The following is a 17,192-nucleotide window of genomic DNA, read 5'->3' as shown; positions in this document are numbered from 1 at the left end:
TCTTTGACAGCTATCCGAGGCCAGGTGCCAGAGCCTTCAGCTGGTCGCTATGATCGACGAAAGCTGGGTAAATGCCTATCCCATTTATCCGAAAACACCCCTTCAGGAGATGAAACATGCAGATGAACCCCAACAAAGACACCCAGTTGTGCATGTCGTTGTCGGGGCGCCCCGGGAATTTCGGTTTGCGTTTCCACAATCATCTTTATGAGCAACTAGACCTGAACTTCTACTACAAGGCGTTCAGCAGCCAGGACCTGACCGGCGCGGTCGGTGGGATTCGGGCCCTGGGTATTCGGGGCTGTGGGGTGTCGATGCCGTTCAAGGAAGCGTGCATCGCCTTGGTGGATGAACTGGACGCGTCCGCCGCGGCGATTCAGTCCATCAATACCATCGTCAACACTGCTGGCCATCTGAAGGCCTATAACACCGATTACATCGCCATTGCGCAGTTGCTTGAGACCCATGCGGTGCCCAAGGACATCAGCTTCGCGCTACGCGGCAGCGGCGGCATGGCCAAGGCCGTGGCGTCGGCCCTGCGGGATGGCGGTTACCGTAATGGCGTAATTATGGCCCGCAATGAAGCAGCGGGCAGGGCGCTGGCGCAGAGTTGCGGTTATGAATGGCAGGCGGAGTTGGGGGCGTTACGCCCGCAGATGTTGGTCAATGTCACGCCGATTGGCATGAGCGGTGGCCCGGAAGCGGATCAGCTGGCCTTCGAGGCCGCGGCGGTGGAGGCGGCCGACACTCTGTTCGATGTGGTCGCGGTGCCCTCGGAAACCCCGTTGATTCTACGCGGCAGGGCCCTGGGCAAGCGGGTGATCACCGGGCTTGAAGTGATTGCCATCCAGGCGCTGGAACAGTTCGTGCTGTACACCGGTGTGCGGCCCAGCGAAGAGCAGTTCCAGAAGGCGGTGGCCTTTGCGCGCAGTTGAATGAAGCGTCTGGCGGTGGTTATTCCAATCGCGCCAGACGTTCTTCAAGCGCCGCGATCCGGGCTTCCAGCTCTTCGATACGCTCCACGGACACCGCGCCGGCCGCGCTGCGCTCGGGTCCTTGCTGGCGGGCCGCGAGGATGGCTTCGATATCCGCCGGGTCGCCCAGGGCGTGGGTGTAGCGGTCTTCCCGCTGCCCGGCCTGTTTTGGAATCAGCAGGGCCAGGCCACGGGCGATCAGGCGCTCCAATTGATGCACGACCTGCTCGCTGTCTTCGAAATCATGCATCCGGCCGCTGCGGGTCAGGAGTTCGTTGACCGTCTGCGGGCCACGCAGGAACAGCAGGCCGATCAACACCACCTGGGCCGGCACCAGTTCCAGCGCCTTTTCGACCCGATGCTCCCAGCGGTCGGCACGGCTGCCCATCACCAGGCGCGTAAAGCCACGGCCTTCAAGGGCGCGCAGGCTCTGGCCGACCTGGCCCTGGTTGAGGTTCGTCACCGGTTCGCGGCTGGTTTTCTGGTTGCAGGCCAGCACCAGGGCATTGAGGGTCAGGGGGTAGGTTTCCGGGCTGGTGGCCTGTTTTTCAATCAAGGAGCCCAGGATGCGAATTTCCGTGCTGTTCAATTGTGGCTGATCGACGGAAGTCTCTTGCTCGCTGCCCATAGTGCTTTTCCCTGTGCGTTGAAAGGTCGTAAGCGTAGGGCCTTCAGCCGTAAAAAGACAAGCCGCTATACGCTTCACCCTGGCTATAATCGCCCAGCTTCACTCCTGCCATTTTCACTGCGAGATCCTCATGACCATTTCCCTGTACGCAGCTTCCATTCCGGTCTTCAAGCAAATGCTCAATGCCTTGAGCGACGTTCTGAACAAGGCCGAAGCCCATGCGGTGGCAAAGAACATCGATCCGAGCGTTTTCGTACAAGCCCGTCTGGCCCCTGATATGTTCGCGCTGAACCGTCAGGTGCAGATCGCGGTCGATTTCGCCAAGGGCGTTTCTTCGCGTCTGGCCGAGATCGACGTGCCGTCCTACCCGGACAGCGAAACCACCTTTGCCGAACTGCAGGCATTGATCAGCAAGGTGCTGGCTCACCTGGACACCATCACCCCGGACCAGATCGATGGTCAGGAAGGCATCGAGATCGTGACCCGCCCGGGCACACCGAAAGAGAAGCGCTTCACTGGCCAGGCCTACCTGTTGACTTACGGCCTGCCACAGTTCTTCTTCCACGTGACCACTGCCTACGCGATCCTGCGCCACAACGGCGTGGAAATCGGCAAACGTGACTACATGGGCGCGTTCTGATTTCGTACGGCTCGATACCGGTTCAAATCTGATTGACCGGTGAGATCTTGTGATGAGCGGGCTTGCCCGCTTGCCGCAAACTTTCTGATGGGCGCGAAATCCCGGACGGTCAGCGCTTAGTCTTCCTGCGTGGTAAACAGCTCGCGTCGAGCGCCCTCGGTAATGGCAACAATGCCAGGGTGCTTGACCTTGCGCTCCACCGAGATCGCATAGAACGACTCGCTTACCGCATCGGTCTGGCCGATCAGCTCGACGCCGTACTGCCGGCATACCTCCTCGGCGATCACGCTCGGGGCAATGAAAATCCCGCTGCCGGATTGGCCGAATGCCTGCATCAGCGCACTGTCGTCGAACTCGCCGACGATCCTCGGGTGCAGGTGTTGTTCGGCGAACCAGCGCAAGAGCCGGCTGCGCACCACGCTTTCCTGTCCGGGAATCAGCAGCGGTGCGCCATGCAGGCAACGTGGAAAATCCTCGGCATGGCGCGCTGCCAGTGCCGGCGTGGCAAAAAAGCTGATCCCGCATTCCCCCAGCTTCTGGCTATAGCCCTTGATGTCCAGATGACCAGGCATGGGGCTGTCGGAAATCACCAGGTCCAGGCGCTGGATCGCCAGGTCGGCGAGCAGGCGTTCGAGTTTGTCTTCGCGGCAGGTGATACGGATCGGCTCATCCAGCTCCATGGTCGGCGCGATCAGGCGATAGACGATGGATTTGGGCACCACATCCGCGACCCCGACCCGCAGCAGTCGCTGCTGCTCGTTCGGCTGGGTGCGCAACATGGCTTCCAGTTCGTTGCCCAATTGGAACATCTGCTCGGCATAGGGCAGGGTCCGGCGCCCGGCTTCAGTCAGTTCCAACTGTCGTCCGGCCTTGCGGAACAACTCCACGCCAAAGGTCTGTTCCAGCAGGCTGATCTGGCCGCTGATGGTTTGTGGCGTCAGGTTCAACTGCTCGCAGGCCCTGACGATACTACCGGTCCTGGCCACGACCCAGAAATAGTGCAGCTGGCGATAATTGAGCATCAGGCTCTATTCAGTTCGTTAAAACCGAAGTATAGCGCTTAAAAATACGAATTTTACTGAAGTGTTCACTTCCTTAGAATGCTGCGCTATTGGTGGGCCAGGACGTGGCCGCCTTACCCCCGAATCAGGACTGAACCATGGAATACCTGTTGCAACTCGCCGTCAGCCCCACCGCCTGGATTGCCCTGGCGACGCTGATCGTCATGGAAATCGTGCTGGGCATCGACAACCTGATCTTCATCTCGATCCTGACCAACAAGCTGCCGGCGCAGTTTCGCACCAAGGCCCGGCGTATCGGTATCGGCATGGCCCTGATCCTGCGCCTGGCCTTGCTGGGCACCATCGCCTACATCGTCAAGCTCACCGCGCCGGTGATCGAGGTGTTCGGCCAGGCGTTCTCCTGGAAGGACATGATCCTGATTGCCGGTGGCCTGTTCCTGGTGTGGAAGGCCACCACCGAGATTCACCACAGCATGGACCCCGAGGCCAAGGAGACCGAAGACAGCAGCGCCGGTATATCCCTGGGTTTCGCGGCGGCGATCGGTCAGATCCTGATGCTCGACATGGTCTTTTCCATCGACAGCATCATCACCGCCGTGGGCATGACCGAGCATCTGCCGATCATGGTGATCGCGGTGGTAGTGGCGGTGCTGGTGATGTTGCTGGCGTCCGAGCCGTTGGCGAAGTTTATCAACGACAACCCGACGGTGGTGATGCTGGCCCTGGGCTTCCTGATCATGATCGGCATGACGCTGATCGCCGAAGGCTTCGGCGCCCATGTGCCCAAGGGCTATGTCTACGCGGCCATGACCTTCTCCGCGGTGATCGAAGGTTTGAACATGCTGGCCCGGCGTGCCCGACACAAGCGTCAGGTAGCAGAAGGCTGATAGCTGTTGCGTCAATAAAAAGGCCGCCTGGATTCAGGCGGCCTTTCTCGTTAAAAGCCCGTCAGTGCACAGTGACAGTACGGGCCTGGGACTGTTCGGCGGTTTTGGGCTGTGCCGGCAGGGCAGGGTGGTGGTGACGGCGGGAGACTCTCAGGACTCCCCACAACATGGCCGCTGCGACGGTGACCCAGCCGAGCACCAACAGTGCAATTATCGCTACAAGGCTCATCAGTGCCTCCTTCGCCCGTTCGGGCTCACTCACTTCGTCTTTCCAGGATCAGTCTAGACGTTGCTGTGTTTCAGTCCATTGACCAAAGGTCGTGTTGGGTCAGTCATTTCGCTCTATCGCGTCAGGCAAATCGCAACGAAAGGCTATACCCACATCGGCGTGCGACCTATGATCAGGGGGCCTGTCAGGTGTTGAACGGCCTGGCGATTGACCAAGAGAGTGAAGATGTTCAAGGGATCAACAAATTTTCGAACGGTACCGGGGCGGCGCTTGTGGCTGGTGGGGGCATTGTTGCTGGGGTTGGGCGGTTGTGCCGGCGGTGGTGTTTCGCCAGAGGTCCGGAGTCTGCCGGAGCGGGTTGAGCTCAATGCCGTGCCGTTCTTCCGTGGCGAGGCCTATCAAGGCGGCACCATGGCCCTGGCCACCATGCTGTCGCAGCAGAGTGTCAGCGTGACGCCGGGGTTGCTGGAGAAACCGCTGAAATTGCCGGGAGCCGAGGACGGCCTTGAGCGCAACATGCAGGTCCTGGCCCGTGAGTACGGCATGGTGGTCTATCCGCTGGACCCTGAGTTGTCGGCGTTGCTGGCCCAGGTCGCCGCCGGGTATCCGGTGCTGGTCCGGTTCAACGAGGGGCGGGTGTGGTCGACCCCGCGTTATGGGGTGCTGGTCGGTTACAACCGGACCAAACAGACCGTGCTGTTGCGCGCGGGCATGAGCCCCCGGCTGCCGATGAAGTTCAGTGCCTTTGCATCGGCCTGGAAGGGCGCCGGCAGTTGGGCGGTGCTGATCCAGGCGCCGACGCAATTGCCGGCCCAGGTTGATCGGCAGCGCTGGTTGAAAGCCGCCAACGACCTGGCCCAGGCCGGTCAGGAACAGGCGGCGGCCCAGGCCACCAAGGCCTTGGCCGGGCACTGACGACAATATTTGCATCAGGCTGCGGGGGTCAGACCCCCAGCTTGTCCCGCAACGTGTAATACCAGGCTCCCAGGGCGGTAAACGGCGTGCGCAGCAACTGGCCGCCGGGGAAGGGGTAGTGCGGCAGGTCGGCAAAAGCGTCGAAGCGCTCGGCCTGGCCGCGCAGGGCTTCGGCCAGCACCTTGCCCGCCAGGTGGGTGTAGGTCACGCCATGACCGCTGCAGCCCTGGGAGTAATAGATATTGTCCCCCAGGCGACCGACCTGCGGCAGGCGCGACAGCGTCAGCAGGAAGTTGCCGGTCCAGGCGTAGTCGATCTTCACATCCTTGAGTTGCGGGAAGGCCTTGAGCATCTTCGGCCGGATGATCGCCTCGATATTGGCTGGGTCCCGTGCGCCATAGACCACGCCGCCGCCGAAGATCAGGCGCTTGTCACCGGAAAGACGGTAATAGTCCAGCAGGTAGTTGCAGTCCTCGACGCAGTAGTCCTGGGGCAGCAGCGACTTTGCCAGCGCATCGCTCAGCGGCTCGGTGGTGATCACCTGGGTGCCGCAGGGCATCGATTTGGCGGACAGTTCCGGCACCAGATTGCCCAGGTAGGCGTTGCCGGCGACGATGATGAACTTGGCCCTGACCTTGCCCTGTGGCGTATGCACTACTGGATTGGCACCGCGTTCGATGCGCACTGCCGGCGACTGCTCGTAGATGGTCCCGCCCAGCGACTCGACCGCTGCCGCTTCGCCCAATGCCAGGTTCAGCGGATGGATATGACCGCCGCTCATGTCGAGCATGCCGCCCAGGTATTGGTCGCAACCGACCACTTCACGAATGCGTCGCTCGTCCAGCAGTTCGAGCTGGGTATGGCCATAGCGTTCCCAGAGCTTCTTCTGGGATTCGAGATGGCCCATCTGCTTTTTGGTAATGGCGGCGAACACACCCCCGTCCTTCAGGTCACACTGGATGTTGTACCTGGCCACCCGCTCGCGAATGATCCGGCCGCCTTCGAAGGCCATCTGCCCGAGCAATTGCGCCTGTTTGGGGCCAACGGTGCGTTCGATGACGTCGATATCGCGGCTGTAGCTGTTGACGATCTGCCCGCCGTTACGGCCCGACGCGCCGAAACCGACTTTGGCGGCCTCCAGCACCGTGACCCGGAAACCGTTCTCCAGCAGAAAGAGTGCGCTGGACAGCCCGGTATAACCGGCGCCGATCACGCACACATCGGTCTCGACGTCATCCTGCAAGGCAGGGCGTTGAGGAACCGGATTCGCCGAAGCGGCGTAATAGGACTGGGGGTAGGGGGTGTTCGCCATCCTGCAACCTCTGTTTTATATTTTTTACGAGTGGCCTGATCCTACCTCAGATGAAATACCCCCGCCAGCCACCCGGGAAAAAAGCCGATTTCGCTGGGAGTCAGTAAAAAATACGCATATTCAAGGGGTTAGCGAAATAAAGGGGTTGACAGCTTTGAGAAAATCCGCAAAATGTCGCCCCACAGCAGGCACGTAGCTCAGTTGGTTAGAGCACCACCTTGACATGGTGGGGGTCGTTGGTTCGAGTCCAATCGCGCCTACCAAACAAAATCCGCTCTGCTGGGCGGTCAGAAAGGGTCAACCGAGAGGTTGGCCCTTTTTTCGTTTTCCGGGTGTTCACTAAAAAATACGCATATTCATAGGCTTAGCGGAAAGAAAAGGGGTTGACAGCCTTTCGGAAATCCGTAGAATGCCGCCTCACAGCAGGCACGTAGCTCAGTTGGTTAGAGCACCACCTTGACATGGTGGGGGTCGTTGGTTCGAGTCCAATCGCGCCTACCAAACAAAATCCGCTCTGCTGGGCGGTCTGAAAGGGTCAATCGAAAGGTTGGCCCTTTTTTGCGTCTTGCGTTTGGCAATGGTGCCCGACGTATCGAATCCGTTATTGGGTTGACCGCTTTCTGTCTTTCCCTAAACATTGGGCCTTAAACGCTGGTTTTTTGGGGGTGTAGGTGGAGGTATCAAGGGTTCGGCTACTGGCAGTCTCCGGGAGCCTTCGGGCGGCCTCTTCAAACTCCTCGTTACTTCGCGCCGCCGAGAGGCTCAGTCCGCAGGGGGTGTCGATCCAGCATTATCTGGGGGTGGGGCAGTTGCCGCATTTCGACCCGGACCTGGCCGACAATCCTCCGGCAATCGTTTTGGCGCTGCGGGAGCTGATCGGTCGGGCAGATGGCATTCTGATCTCTTGCCCCGAATATGCGCGTGGCATTCCAGGCTCGTTCAAGAACGCGCTGGATTGGCTCGTCGCCAGCCACGAATTTCCCGGCAAGCCGGTGGCGCTGTTCAATGCATCGCCGCGGGCGAGTCATGCCCAGGCGGCGCTCAGGCTGGTGCTGGAAACGATGTCAGCCAATATCGTCGAACCGGCATCGATCACTGTGAACCTGCTGGCCAAAGAAATGGATGAGGCGAGCATTGCGGCGGATCCGCTGATTGGCCAGCAAATCGTTTCAGCCCTCGATGCATTCAAGGGCTGGATCGATAAGGAAAACCCGATCTCGTAGCCGCCGCTCGACGGGCCCGCAATCAGTCGGATTTGCGCTCCTGCCGGACATCGATAAAGGGCAGGGAGCCGCTCGGCAATACCGTTGTCGGCAGTACACCATTCCAGCGCTCCGCCTTGGTCAACTCCACCAGGTTCTGGTTGCTCGCCAATGCCTGGGCGCGGGCCTTGATCGCTTCCGCCTCGGCTCGGCCGCGCAGTTCGGTGGCCTGGGCATCGGCCTTGGCCTGCGCCAGCTGTGCGTCGGCCTCGGCTTGTGCCTGGGTCACGCGGATCTGTGCCTGGACCTGTTCGGTGGCCAGTTGCTGTTCGCGGGTCTTGACCTGCACCTCGGCGGCCATGCGTGCCTCGATGGCTTTCTCATAGGCATCGCTGAAGTCGATGTTCTCGACCTGCACGCTGTCGATCATCACCGGCCCGGTGATCGCCGTCTTGATCGCGGCGGAAATATCATTGACCAGTTGGACACGGTTCTGCACGGCGGCCACGGCGTTGAACTGGCCGAAGACGTTCTCGACCTGGGTCGGTACCTGGCGGCTGATCAGTCGGTCGCGAATGCCCTCGATATCCTTGAACTGGGTGTACACCTTGGCGACATCGGAAGGGGCGACGTGCCACGACACCGAGACCTTGAGTTGCGCCGATTGCTGGTCCTTGCTGTAGGCCTGGAGATTTTCATAGGCCGAAACCTGGCTCTGGGTACTGATCAGCTTGACCGTTTCAATGAAGGGTGTCTTGAACGACAACCCGGGGTCCACCACACCGACGAGCGCGCCGTTTCTCAGAAGTACGCCGCGCTCGGTTTCATCCACGGTGTACCAACTGCCGAAAAACACAATGAGCAGGATCAATGCAGCCGCACCGCCAACCGCGCTGCCGATCATATTACGGGTCATATTTCGTTCCTTTGATGTGCGGGAAAGCACTCCCTGGATACGCTGCCTGGGTGTTCAGGAAGCGCGCCCCGCCAACATGGTCAATAGTGTTGAGTTTGCCTTGTCGCCGCAACGGTTCCGGGCGCCTTTCGAGCCGCCGACACCGGCGACCCAATATGATAGCGACCTGGCCAGTTCCATTCTGAGAAGCGACTCTCAGGCCTGGGCGTCAGAGATCCCTGACGGTTCAGGTCTACTGAATATCGTGCCCTGTCGGTCGTTATCTTTTCAATGATGCTGGAAGGCCATATTGATCTAGTGTCGAATGATCAATCTGGCGTCGGCGTTTCCTGGCCGGTTGCCAAACCCATTTGAAGAGCGCGCGCCATATGCCTGTATTGGAAAAGACCACGTTGATCAAAGGGCGCAGTTGCGCCGAAGTGTTCGATTTTTGCCTGGAGGGGGCCAACTTCCCGAAGATTTTTCCGGAGCGTGTCACGCCGCTGGGCAAGGTCGACATCGCCGACCTGCGGATCGAGCTGGGGCGCGAGTTCCGTTTCCGGCACTGGATGTTCGGTTTTATCCCGGCCAACTGGACCGTGCGTATTCGTGAGGTTAGAGACAATCAGCACTTTATCGATGAGATGGTCAGGGGGCCGCTCAGTGCGTTTCGCCATGAGCACCGGGTCGAGGCCGCCGAGGGCGGGACGCTCTATACCGACCGGGTTACCTATCGGGCTATCGGTGGTGCGGCGCTGGAGTGGCTGTTTGTCGATGCGTACATGAATCGCATCTTTGATGCACGCCATCGGAACATGCGGCAGTTGCTGGACATCCCATGATTGCCGTGGTTCCGGGCAGCCTGAAGCCAGAACATCGGGAGCGGAACCAGTTTTGGAAAAGTGAGTCATAGCTATGTGCCATCTCGGCACTTCACAAGGACGCTCAGTGATGCTCGCTCGTTTCAAACCCTCGTTCACGATTCCCGCCACTGGCTTGCTGGTCCTGCTGCTGGGTGGCTTGGCGCTTCCGGCCCAGGCCGCGGTGGAGGTCGATAATCTCAGTGCTTCGGGTTTTGATCATCTCGCCGCGACCCATGGTGGTTCGGGTTCCGGGCACTCGCTGCGCAATACCGATTTCACGGTGGATGACTTGCAGAAGATGGAAAACCTGCAGAAGCGCAATGCCGATGAATTGGAGAACCTGAAGAAGATCATCAACGATCAGGCACGTGTCATCGAGGAACTCAAGCGCAACAGTGGTTCCGGCTCCAATTCCAGTTCGAACAGCAGCGATCTTTCCGGCCTCAAACGCAGTGTCAGCGATCAGGATCGCGCTATCGAAAAGTTGACCAGCCAGGTGGACGACCTCAAGCGCAGTTCAGGCTCAAGCTCCAGTTCGAGTTCCAGTGAGTTGTCCGGCCTCAAGCGCGATATCAGTGATCAGCAGCGTGATCTGGACAGTCTGAAACGCAACGTCGATGACCTGAGCAGAAAGGTGAAGTGACGACAGCAGCCATGGCGCTCGCATAAGCCCTGATGTGATCGTTCCCACGCTCCGGCGTGGGAACGTTCGATCAGTCAGGAGTTGGCCGCCGACTTCGGCGTACGCCGGGTCCTGCCTGTCTTGGCTCCCGCTGCCTTGCGCTTCTTCTTCCAGGGCGCCGCGCCTTGTCCCGTCATTCCGGCCGGCATGGTGATCTGCAGCTTCAACTCGACACAACGTCCTACCTGCTTGCTCATCCAGGCTGCCTGCTTGGCGACAAACTCTTCCAGGCTCATCTCGCCGCTTTGCACCATGTCCAATGCCTGTTCCCAGATCGCCGTGGTGCCCGGGTCGGCAATCGCCCGCGGTACCGCATCGATCAGGCTGAAGGCCGCCGGGGTCGCTGACAGGCTTTTGCCATGCTTGACCAGATAACTTCGATCGAGCAAACCCTGGATGATGCCGGCGCGTGTGGCTTCGGTGCCGATGCCGGTGGTGTCCTTGAGTTTCTGTTTGAGGCGTGGGTCCTCCACATACTTGGCGACGTTTTTCATCGCCTTGATCAGGTCGCCTTCGGTGAAAGGTTTGGGGGGTTGGGTCCAGAGATCCTTGAGGTCGACCCGGCTCACCGTGCATTCGGTGCCTTCGCGCAACGCCGGCAAGGCCTGCGGCTCGGGGGCTTCGCGGCCCTTGGCCGGCGCCAGCGCTTCAGGCAGGGCACGTTTCCAGCCCGGCTCGACGATCTGTTTGCCTACGGCCCGCAATGCCTGCGCCGCACAATCGAAATCGGCCTGGGTCCGGTCGTATTCGTGATTGGGCAGGAATTGCGCCAGGTAACGGGCGCGAATCAGGCTGTAGACGGCGCGCGGCTTGCCCTGCAAACGTTCGAGGCTGGCGCCGGTGCCCGTCGGGATAATACCGTGGTGGGCGGTGACCTTGGCGTCGTTCCAGGCTCGCGAACGGCGTGTCGGATCGAGATACGGCGCCAGTTTGTCCAGGCTTGGATCAGCCCGTTCCAGTGCCGCCAATACCCGACCGGCGTCGCCGTGCTGGCTCAGGGGCAGAAAGCCGCAATCACTGCGCGGGTAGGTGATGACCTTGTGGGTTTCGTACAGTGACTGGGCAATATCCAGTGTCTCCTGGGCGCCCAGCCCGAGCCTTTTCGAGCAGACTTCCTGCAAGGTGCCCAGATCAAAGGGCAGGGGTGCAGCCTCGCGAATCCGCTCGGTCTTGAGCTTCACCACCCGGGCGCTGGACGCCGCGCCCATGTCGCTCGCGGCCTGTTGGGCGAGGGCCTGGTTGAGGCAGCGGTCCTGATCGTCACAGGCATCCGACGGCGCGCGCCACTGGGCGATAAAGGGCTGGCCGTCGTGCAGCAGGTGCACGTCGATCGCCCAGTAAGCCACCGGCACGAAGTCGGCGATGCTACGGTCACGGTCCACCACCAGGCGCAGGGTCGGTGTCTGTACCCGTCCGACCGGCAACACGCCCTGATAACCGGACTGGCGGCCGAGCAGGGTGAACAGGCGGCTCATGTTCATGCCGATCAGCCAGTCGGCCCGCGAGCGTCCCAGGGCCGAGTGATAGAGCGAAAAGGTCTCGACGCCGGGCTTGAGCGCCGCCAGCGCCTTGCGGATCGAGGCATCGTCCAGCGCCGACAGCCAGAGCCGCTGGATCGGCCCGCGATAGCGACAATGCTCCACCAGTTCACGGGCGATCATTTCCCCTTCGCGGTCGGCGTCGGTGGCGATCACCAACTCCCCGGCCTCGCCCAGCAGGCGCTTGACCGCCTTGTACTGGCTGGCGGTCTTGGGCTTGACCTGCATCTTCCATTTTTCCGGAACGATCGGCAGGTCGGCCAGCACCCAGCGCTTGTAGCGGGCGTCGTAGGCATCCGGCGGGGCGGTTTCCAGCAGGTGGCCGATGCACCAGGTGACGGTGGCATTCGGCCCCACCCAGCAGCCGTCGCCACGCCGCGTGGCACCGAGCACCGCAGCAATGTCTTTGGCCTGGGAGGGCTTCTCACAGAGGAACAAGCGCATAACCACTCTCATTTCAGCGCGGGGTCTTGAAGTCGGACAGCATGCTCAGTGTCGGGCGATCAGGCAATCATTATCTGTATAAACATACAGCTTTATTTCATCAACTATAGTTCATGCGCGCAGATAGTAGGCAAGACTCAATTGTCCCTTTTATAGAATCAATGATTCCCGGTTTAGGGTAATTGTCTCGATTTTCTCAGGCGCCTAAAGTGACATCCAAGCCAGGCAGCACGGACCTCCCAACGGAGGGCGCCAGGCCCGCCTGACAAACCGAACGCACCACTACTCGACATCAAAAGGAACGCGCCATGTCTATTCGTGAACTGCTGAACCCAACCAACTCCACCCTGATCCTGATCGACCACCAGCCGCAGATGTCCTTCGGCGTGCAATCGATCGATCGCCAGACCCTGAAGAACAACACCGTGGGCCTGGCCAAGGCGGCGAAGATCTTCAATGTGCCGACGATCTTCACCTCGGTGGAAACCAAGAGCTTCAGCGGCTACATCTGGCCGGAACTACTGGCGGTGCACCCGGACCAGCAGCCCATCGAGCGCACCTCGATGAACTCCTGGGAAGACAAGAAATTCGTCGAGGCGGTGAAGGCCACCGGTCGCAAGAAGCTGATCATGGCTGCACTGTGGACCGAGGTGTGCCTGAACTTCCCGGCCCTGGAAGCCCTGGCTGAAGGTTACGAGGTGTACATCGTCACCGACGCGTCCGGGGGCACCACCCAGGAAGCCCACGACATGTCCGTGCAACGGATGATTCAGGCCGGTGCCGTCCCGGTGACCTGGCAGCAGGTACTGCTGGAGTTCCAGCGTGACTGGGCGCACAAGGAAACCTACGACGCGGTGATGGATCTGGTGCGCGAGCACAGCGGCGCCTACGGCATGGGCGTGGACTACGCCTACACCATGGTGCACAACGCGCCGCAACGCCAAGCCAAGTAGTGACGTGAGTCGGGCGCGTGGGTCGCGCCCGACACCTCATCGCCTCAAGCCTTCACAGGGATACCTGACATGGTCACTCGCCCCTTGTTGTCCTCTCGCACTTCGGCTGACTGGGCGCTGCTCTGGTTACGCCTGGCCGGTTCGGCCTTGTTGTTACGGGTCCATGGCTTGCCCAAGCTGCTGGACTTCCAACATCAACTGACATTGATCGAAGACCCTTTCGGCCTGGGGGCGCACCTGACCCTGAGCCTGGCGATTTTCGCCGAAGTGCTGTGCCCGTTGCTGATTATCCTTGGCCTGTTGACCCGCCTGGCTACGCTGCCGGTGCTGTTCCTGCTGCTGGTTTCACTGGTGTGGGTACACCCGGAGTGGAGCCTGGCCGAAGGGCAATTCGCCTGGTTGCTGCTGATCGTCTTCGTCGCCTTGCTGATCGGTGGTTCCGGGAGCATCGCTCTGGAGCGGCGTTTCAGCGCGTTCACCCGCCCGGGGAGTCTTCACCCATGAATATCGAATTGCTGGATGGCGTGGTGACCCTGCTGGTCCGTCATCGGATCAAGAAAGGCCAGGACCAGGCCTATGAAACCTGGCTGCGGCGCATCGTCACCATGGCGCGCAGTTATCCGGGGCACCTCGGTGTCGATGTGGTGCGTGGGCATAGCCACGGGCAAACGTTGTTTACCAGCGTGCTGCGTTTTGCCTCTACCGAACAACTGCAACACTGGTTGGACTCCAATGACCGTCGTGAGTTGGTAGAAGAGGCCCAGCCCATGCTGGCCGATGGCGACCAGACCGAAATCAACGCCGACCGCGAATTCTGGTTCACGCCGGCCGAAGTCGGTTCGCCCAGTCCGGTGCCGCGTTGGAAGCAGGCCTGCGTGACCTTCCTGGTGATCCTGCCGCTGAGTTTTGTCGTACCGATGTTGTGGCGTCCGCTGTTCACGCTGCTGCCCTGGTTGGGCGGCTACGTACAAGCCAATGTGCTGATCACCTTGAGCATCGTGTTGCTGGTGGTCTATGTGTTCATGCCCCGTGTGACCCGTCTGTTCAGCCGCTGGCTGCAACCGGCCAACCACTGATTTCGCTGACCGTTACATTCCGTCAAGCAAGGAGAACTGATATGAGCAATGTGATCGCTGACCTGATTCTGCACAACGGCCGCTTGCACACCGTCGACCGTGCCCAACCCAAGGCCACGGCGGTAGCCATCAAGGACGGTCGCTTTATCGCCGTGGGCAACGACGGCGAGGCCATGGCCTTGCGCGGTAGCACCACCCAGGTAATCGACCTCAAGGGCCGCACCGTCATCCCCGGCCTCAATGACTCGCATCTGCACCTGATCCGTGGCGGCCTGAACTACAACCTGGAACTGCGTTGGGAAGGCGTGCCCTCGTTGGTGGATGCGTTGCGTCTGCTCAAGGAACAGGCCGAGCGTACCCCCGCGCCGCAATGGGTGCGGGTGGTGGGCGGCTGGAACGAATTCCAGTTCGCCGAAAAGCGCATGCCGACCCTGGAAGAACTGAACAAGGCGGCGCCGGACACTCCGGTGTTTGTCCTGCACCTGTATGACCGCGCCTTGCTCAACCGGGCGGCACTGCGGGTGGTCGGCTACAACCGCGACACGCCGAACCCGCCGGGTGGCGAGATTGTCCGCGATGCCAAGGGCGAGCCGACCGGCATGCTGATTGCCCGGCCCAACGCGATGATTCTCTATTCGACCCTGGCCAAGGGGCCGAAACTGCCGCTGGAGTATCAGGTCAACTCGACCCGCCAGTTCATGCGTGAACTCAACCGCCTGGGTGTCACCAGCACCATCGATGCCGGCGGCGGTTTCCAGAACTATCCGGACGACTATGAAGTCATCAACGAACTGGCGGCCAAACAACAACTGACCGTACGGATTGCCTACAACCTGTTTACCCAGAAGCCCAAGGAAGAGCTGGCGGATTTCAAGAACTGGACCAGCAAGGTGACCTACGGCCAGGGCGACGACTTCCTTCGGCACAACGGCGCAGGGGAGATGCTGGTGTTCTCGGCGGCGGATTTCGAAGACTTCCTCGAGCCGCGCCCTGACCTGCCGCAGACCATGGAGCAGGAGCTGGAGCCGGTGGTCCGTCATCTGGTGGAACAGCGCTGGCCGTTCCGCCTGCACGCCACCTATGACGAATCCATTTCGCGGATGCTGGATGTCTTCGAGAAGGTCAATCGGGATATTCCGTTCAATGGCCTGCCGTGGTTTTTCGATCACTGCGAAACCATCACGCCAAAAAACATCGAACGGGTACGGGCGTTGGGCGGCGGCATCGCCATTCAGGACCGCATGGCCTTCCAGGGTGAATACTTCGTCGAGCGTTACGGCGCCAAGGCCGCCGAGGCCACGCCGCCGATCAAGCGCATGCTGGCCGAAGGCGTGCCGGTGGGCGCGGGTACCGATGCCACGCGGGTGTCGAGCTACAACCCCTGGACTTCGCTGTACTGGATGGTCAGTGGACGTACCGTCGGCGGGCTCGAGCTCTATCCCGAGGGGCTGCCACGGGAAACCGCGCTGGAGCTGTACACCCATGGCAGTGCCTGGTTTTCCTCGGAGCAGGGCAAGAAAGGCCAGATCAAGGTCGGGCAACTGGCGGACCTGGTGGCCTTGTCGGCGGACTATTTCAGCGTCGACGCCGAAGCCATCAAGTGGATCGAATCGGTGTTGACGGTGGTCGACGGCAAGGTGGTGCACGCGGCGGGTGATTTCGACAAACTCGCGCCGCCGACGCTGCCGGTGACCCCCGACTGGTCGCCGGTGGTCAAGGTGCCGGGACACTGGCGGCCGAACTCGCCCTTGCAGGCCCAGGTGCACCAGTGCAGCGGTCCTTGCGGGGTGCATGCCCACGGTCATGAGCGGGCGCGGATGTCGAGTGTGCCGGTCAGTGACTTCCAGGGGTTCTGGGGGGCCTTTGGTTGTTCGTGTTTTGCCTTCTGAGTCGAAGACCGGGCGGGGCGCTTGCGCCTCGCCCGGCTTCAGAAACGATCCCAGGCCGGTAAACCTTCGAATTCAGCGGCCATATAGTCGATAAATCGACGGACCTTGGACGGCACGTATCGGGCCGTCGGGTAGACGGCCTGTATGGTCAGATCGGGAACGCTGAAATCGGGCAGTATCCTCACCAGATCGCCGGCGGCCAGTGCTTGCCCGAACACAAAGGTCGGGCCGTAGGCGATCCCGAGTCCGGCCAGGGCCGCCGCCAGCAGCATGTGCATGTTATTGGCATACATGCGCACCGGCCCTTCGATCAGATGGGGTTGCTGTTGTGCGTCGCTCAAGGTCCAGGCGCCGCTGGAGACGGCTTCGCTGAAGGCCAGGCGTGGACTGTCACTCAGGTCCTCGGGGCGCGACGGTACACCTTCCCTTTGCAGAAATGCAGGGGCCGCGCAGAGCACCATGCGGCAGGGGGCCAGCGCTCGGGCAATCAATTCCGAATCCGGCAGGCGTCCGATGCGGATGGCGATGTCGATACCGGCGGTATGCAAGTCCACATAACGATCATCGAGCACGATCTCGGTATCGAGCTGCGGGTGCTCGGCCATGAAACGCGCCAGCGGTTGTGCCATGTGCAGGGAGCCGAAGGTCACCGGCGCGCAAATGCGCAATTTCCCGCGCAGGGCATGCTGGGTATCGCTGGCTTCGCGGTCGGCTTCTTCAAGGGCTTCGAGAATACGCTGGCAACGAGCATGGTAGGCCCGACCGGCCTCGGTCAGGCTCAGGCTGCGGGTACTGCGCTGGATCAGCCGCACATTCAACTCGGCCTCCAGGGCGCTCAGGTACTTGCCAGCCATTGAAGCGGAAAGCCCGAAACGCCGGCCTGCGGCCACCAGGCTGCCGGCTTCGACGGCGGCGCTGAACACCTTGAGGCTCATGAAACGGTCCATAACGTACTCCAGTCGATAGCCTGGTGATTAGCTGATGATAGAAAATACGGGATTATCGCTTTATTTGCGCTGATCTACGATCGCCTCCAGACATTC

The 17,192-nt window shown here is 60.8% G+C and carries 18 protein-coding genes and 2 tRNA genes; 13 read left to right on the top strand and 7 right to left on the bottom strand.

All coding sequences use genetic code 11. The features are described 5' to 3' along the window. Positions 1 to 116: 116 nt before the first annotated feature. Complete coding sequence (locus HX830_RS25670; RefSeq protein WP_103498354.1) at positions 117 to 935, top strand: shikimate 5-dehydrogenase; 819 nt, start codon at positions 117 to 119, stop codon at positions 933 to 935. Positions 936 to 954: 19 nt separating this feature from the next. Here HX830_RS25670 and HX830_RS25665 read toward each other — a convergent pair whose 3' ends face one another. Next, on the bottom strand, positions 955 to 1,602 hold the full coding sequence (locus HX830_RS25665; RefSeq protein WP_152737516.1) for a YceH family protein: 648 nt from the start codon (positions 1,600 to 1,602) through the stop codon (positions 955 to 957). Positions 1,603 to 1,732: 130 nt separating this feature from the next. Between HX830_RS25665 and HX830_RS25660 the strand changes: the two genes are divergently transcribed. Beyond that, a complete protein-coding gene (locus HX830_RS25660) occupies positions 1,733 to 2,242 on the top strand; it encodes a DUF1993 domain-containing protein (RefSeq protein ID WP_177103413.1) in 510 nt (169 codons plus the stop codon). A gap of 116 nt (positions 2,243 to 2,358) precedes the next feature. Here the strand turns inward: HX830_RS25660 and nhaR are convergent, their stop codons facing one another. After that, positions 2,359 to 3,264, bottom strand: coding sequence for a transcriptional activator NhaR (gene nhaR / locus HX830_RS25655; RefSeq protein WP_177103411.1), 906 nt, complete (start codon positions 3,262 to 3,264; stop codon positions 2,359 to 2,361). A gap of 137 nt (positions 3,265 to 3,401) precedes the next feature. On the opposite strand from nhaR, the gene HX830_RS25650 reads away from it, so the two are divergent. After that, a complete protein-coding gene (locus HX830_RS25650) occupies positions 3,402 to 4,151 on the top strand; it encodes a TerC family protein (protein WP_103498358.1) in 750 nt (249 codons plus the stop codon). A gap of 61 nt (positions 4,152 to 4,212) precedes the next feature. Here HX830_RS25650 and HX830_RS25645 read toward each other — a convergent pair whose 3' ends face one another. Further along, on the bottom strand, positions 4,213 to 4,380 hold the full coding sequence (locus tag HX830_RS25645) for a hypothetical protein (RefSeq protein ID WP_177103409.1): 168 nt from the start codon (positions 4,378 to 4,380) through the stop codon (positions 4,213 to 4,215). Between the two features lie 225 nt (positions 4,381 to 4,605). On the opposite strand from HX830_RS25645, the gene HX830_RS25640 reads away from it, so the two are divergent. Then, positions 4,606 to 5,295, top strand: a complete 690-nt coding sequence (locus tag HX830_RS25640) for a peptidase C39 family protein (protein ID WP_177103407.1) — start codon at positions 4,606 to 4,608, stop codon at positions 5,293 to 5,295. Positions 5,296 to 5,323: 28 nt separating this feature from the next. Here HX830_RS25640 and HX830_RS25635 read toward each other — a convergent pair whose 3' ends face one another. After that, positions 5,324 to 6,607: an NAD(P)/FAD-dependent oxidoreductase gene (locus HX830_RS25635; protein ID WP_177103405.1), complete on the bottom strand. Its 1,284-nt coding sequence runs from the start codon at positions 6,605 to 6,607 to the stop codon at positions 5,324 to 5,326. A gap of 186 nt (positions 6,608 to 6,793) precedes the next feature. Between HX830_RS25635 and HX830_RS25630 the strand changes: the two genes are divergently transcribed. The 3 genes from HX830_RS25630 to HX830_RS25620 all read left to right on the top strand — a co-directional run bounded on the left by HX830_RS25630 (position 6,794) and on the right by HX830_RS25620 (position 7,830). After that, positions 6,794 to 6,870, top strand: a tRNA-Val gene (locus tag HX830_RS25630). Between the two features lie 161 nt (positions 6,871 to 7,031). Further along, a tRNA-Val gene (locus tag HX830_RS25625) sits at positions 7,032 to 7,108 on the top strand. A gap of 170 nt (positions 7,109 to 7,278) precedes the next feature. Beyond that, positions 7,279 to 7,830, top strand: coding sequence for an NADPH-dependent FMN reductase (locus HX830_RS25620; RefSeq protein WP_177103403.1), 552 nt, complete (start codon positions 7,279 to 7,281; stop codon positions 7,828 to 7,830). 22 nt (positions 7,831 to 7,852) lie between these two features. Here HX830_RS25620 and HX830_RS25615 read toward each other — a convergent pair whose 3' ends face one another. Beyond that, positions 7,853 to 8,725 (bottom strand): SPFH domain-containing protein, encoded by an 873-nt coding sequence (locus tag HX830_RS25615; RefSeq protein WP_103498299.1) that lies wholly within the window; start codon positions 8,723 to 8,725, stop codon positions 7,853 to 7,855. 368 nt (positions 8,726 to 9,093) lie between these two features. Between HX830_RS25615 and HX830_RS25610 the strand changes: the two genes are divergently transcribed. Then, entirely contained in the window at positions 9,094 to 9,546 is a 453-nt protein-coding gene (locus HX830_RS25610) for an SRPBCC family protein (protein WP_177103401.1), read from the top strand. 109 nt (positions 9,547 to 9,655) lie between these two features. Further along, complete coding sequence (locus tag HX830_RS25605; protein ID WP_103498297.1) at positions 9,656 to 10,210, top strand: hypothetical protein; 555 nt, start codon at positions 9,656 to 9,658, stop codon at positions 10,208 to 10,210. Positions 10,211 to 10,284: 74 nt separating this feature from the next. On the opposite strand, the gene HX830_RS25600 is transcribed toward HX830_RS25605, so the two are convergent. After that, positions 10,285 to 12,231, bottom strand: coding sequence for a DNA topoisomerase III (locus HX830_RS25600; RefSeq protein WP_177103399.1), 1,947 nt, complete (start codon positions 12,229 to 12,231; stop codon positions 10,285 to 10,287). A gap of 308 nt (positions 12,232 to 12,539) precedes the next feature. On the opposite strand from HX830_RS25600, the gene HX830_RS25595 reads away from it, so the two are divergent. From HX830_RS25595 to HX830_RS25580, 4 genes are all read left to right on the top strand, one after another. Beyond that, positions 12,540 to 13,184 carry a hydrolase gene (locus tag HX830_RS25595; RefSeq protein WP_152737523.1) on the top strand — a complete coding sequence of 215 codons (645 nt, stop codon included), beginning with the start codon at positions 12,540 to 12,542 and terminating at the stop codon, positions 13,182 to 13,184. 69 nt (positions 13,185 to 13,253) lie between these two features. Further along, the gene (locus tag HX830_RS25590; RefSeq protein WP_103498326.1) at positions 13,254 to 13,688 is read left to right on the top strand and encodes a DoxX family protein; all 435 of its coding nucleotides are present in this window, start codon (positions 13,254 to 13,256) and stop codon (positions 13,686 to 13,688) included. Next, on the top strand, positions 13,685 to 14,260 hold the full coding sequence (locus HX830_RS25585) for an antibiotic biosynthesis monooxygenase (protein ID WP_103498327.1): 576 nt from the start codon (positions 13,685 to 13,687) through the stop codon (positions 14,258 to 14,260). The genes HX830_RS25590 and HX830_RS25585 overlap by 4 nt, the downstream gene beginning before the upstream one ends. A 50-nt stretch (positions 14,261 to 14,310) precedes the next feature. Beyond that, positions 14,311 to 16,149, top strand: a complete 1,839-nt coding sequence (locus tag HX830_RS25580) for an amidohydrolase (protein ID WP_177103538.1) — start codon at positions 14,311 to 14,313, stop codon at positions 16,147 to 16,149. 38 nt (positions 16,150 to 16,187) lie between these two features. Here HX830_RS25580 and HX830_RS25575 read toward each other — a convergent pair whose 3' ends face one another. Beyond that, positions 16,188 to 17,096 carry a LysR family transcriptional regulator gene (locus HX830_RS25575; RefSeq protein ID WP_177103397.1) on the bottom strand — a complete coding sequence of 303 codons (909 nt, stop codon included), beginning with the start codon at positions 17,094 to 17,096 and terminating at the stop codon, positions 16,188 to 16,190. Positions 17,097 to 17,192: the final 96 nt, after the last annotated feature.

The sequence above is a fragment of the Pseudomonas gingeri genome, assembly GCF_013385425.1.
Taxonomy (GTDB): Bacteria; Pseudomonadota; Gammaproteobacteria; order Pseudomonadales; family Pseudomonadaceae; genus Aquipseudomonas; species Aquipseudomonas gingeri_D.
The sequence above is the reverse complement of the archived record's forward strand: the minus strand, read 5'-3'. Positions and strand labels throughout refer to the sequence as shown.

Coding starts and splice junctions, on each gene's coding strand:
- HX830_RS25670 (WP_103498354.1), top strand. CDS start 117: ATGCAGATGAACCCCAACAAAGACACCCAGTTGTGCATGTCGTTGTCG.
- HX830_RS25665 (WP_152737516.1), bottom strand. CDS start 1,602: ATGGGCAGCGAGCAAGAGACTTCCGTCGATCAGCCACAATTGAACAGC.
- HX830_RS25660 (WP_177103413.1), top strand. CDS start 1,733: ATGACCATTTCCCTGTACGCAGCTTCCATTCCGGTCTTCAAGCAAATG.
- nhaR (WP_177103411.1), bottom strand. CDS start 3,264: ATGCTCAATTATCGCCAGCTGCACTATTTCTGGGTCGTGGCCAGGACC.
- HX830_RS25650 (WP_103498358.1), top strand. CDS start 3,402: ATGGAATACCTGTTGCAACTCGCCGTCAGCCCCACCGCCTGGATTGCC.
- HX830_RS25645 (WP_177103409.1), bottom strand. CDS start 4,380: ATGAGCCTTGTAGCGATAATTGCACTGTTGGTGCTCGGCTGGGTCACC.
- HX830_RS25640 (WP_177103407.1), top strand. CDS start 4,606: ATGTTCAAGGGATCAACAAATTTTCGAACGGTACCGGGGCGGCGCTTG.
- HX830_RS25635 (WP_177103405.1), bottom strand. CDS start 6,607: ATGGCGAACACCCCCTACCCCCAGTCCTATTACGCCGCTTCGGCGAAT.
- HX830_RS25615 (WP_103498299.1), bottom strand. CDS start 8,725: ATGACCCGTAATATGATCGGCAGCGCGGTTGGCGGTGCGGCTGCATTG.
- HX830_RS25610 (WP_177103401.1), top strand. CDS start 9,094: ATGCCTGTATTGGAAAAGACCACGTTGATCAAAGGGCGCAGTTGCGCC.
- HX830_RS25605 (WP_103498297.1), top strand. CDS start 9,656: ATGCTCGCTCGTTTCAAACCCTCGTTCACGATTCCCGCCACTGGCTTG.
- HX830_RS25600 (WP_177103399.1), bottom strand. CDS start 12,231: ATGCGCTTGTTCCTCTGTGAGAAGCCCTCCCAGGCCAAAGACATTGCT.
- HX830_RS25595 (WP_152737523.1), top strand. CDS start 12,540: ATGTCTATTCGTGAACTGCTGAACCCAACCAACTCCACCCTGATCCTG.
- HX830_RS25590 (WP_103498326.1), top strand. CDS start 13,254: ATGGTCACTCGCCCCTTGTTGTCCTCTCGCACTTCGGCTGACTGGGCG.
- HX830_RS25585 (WP_103498327.1), top strand. CDS start 13,685: ATGAATATCGAATTGCTGGATGGCGTGGTGACCCTGCTGGTCCGTCAT.
- HX830_RS25575 (WP_177103397.1), bottom strand. CDS start 17,096: ATGGACCGTTTCATGAGCCTCAAGGTGTTCAGCGCCGCCGTCGAAGCC.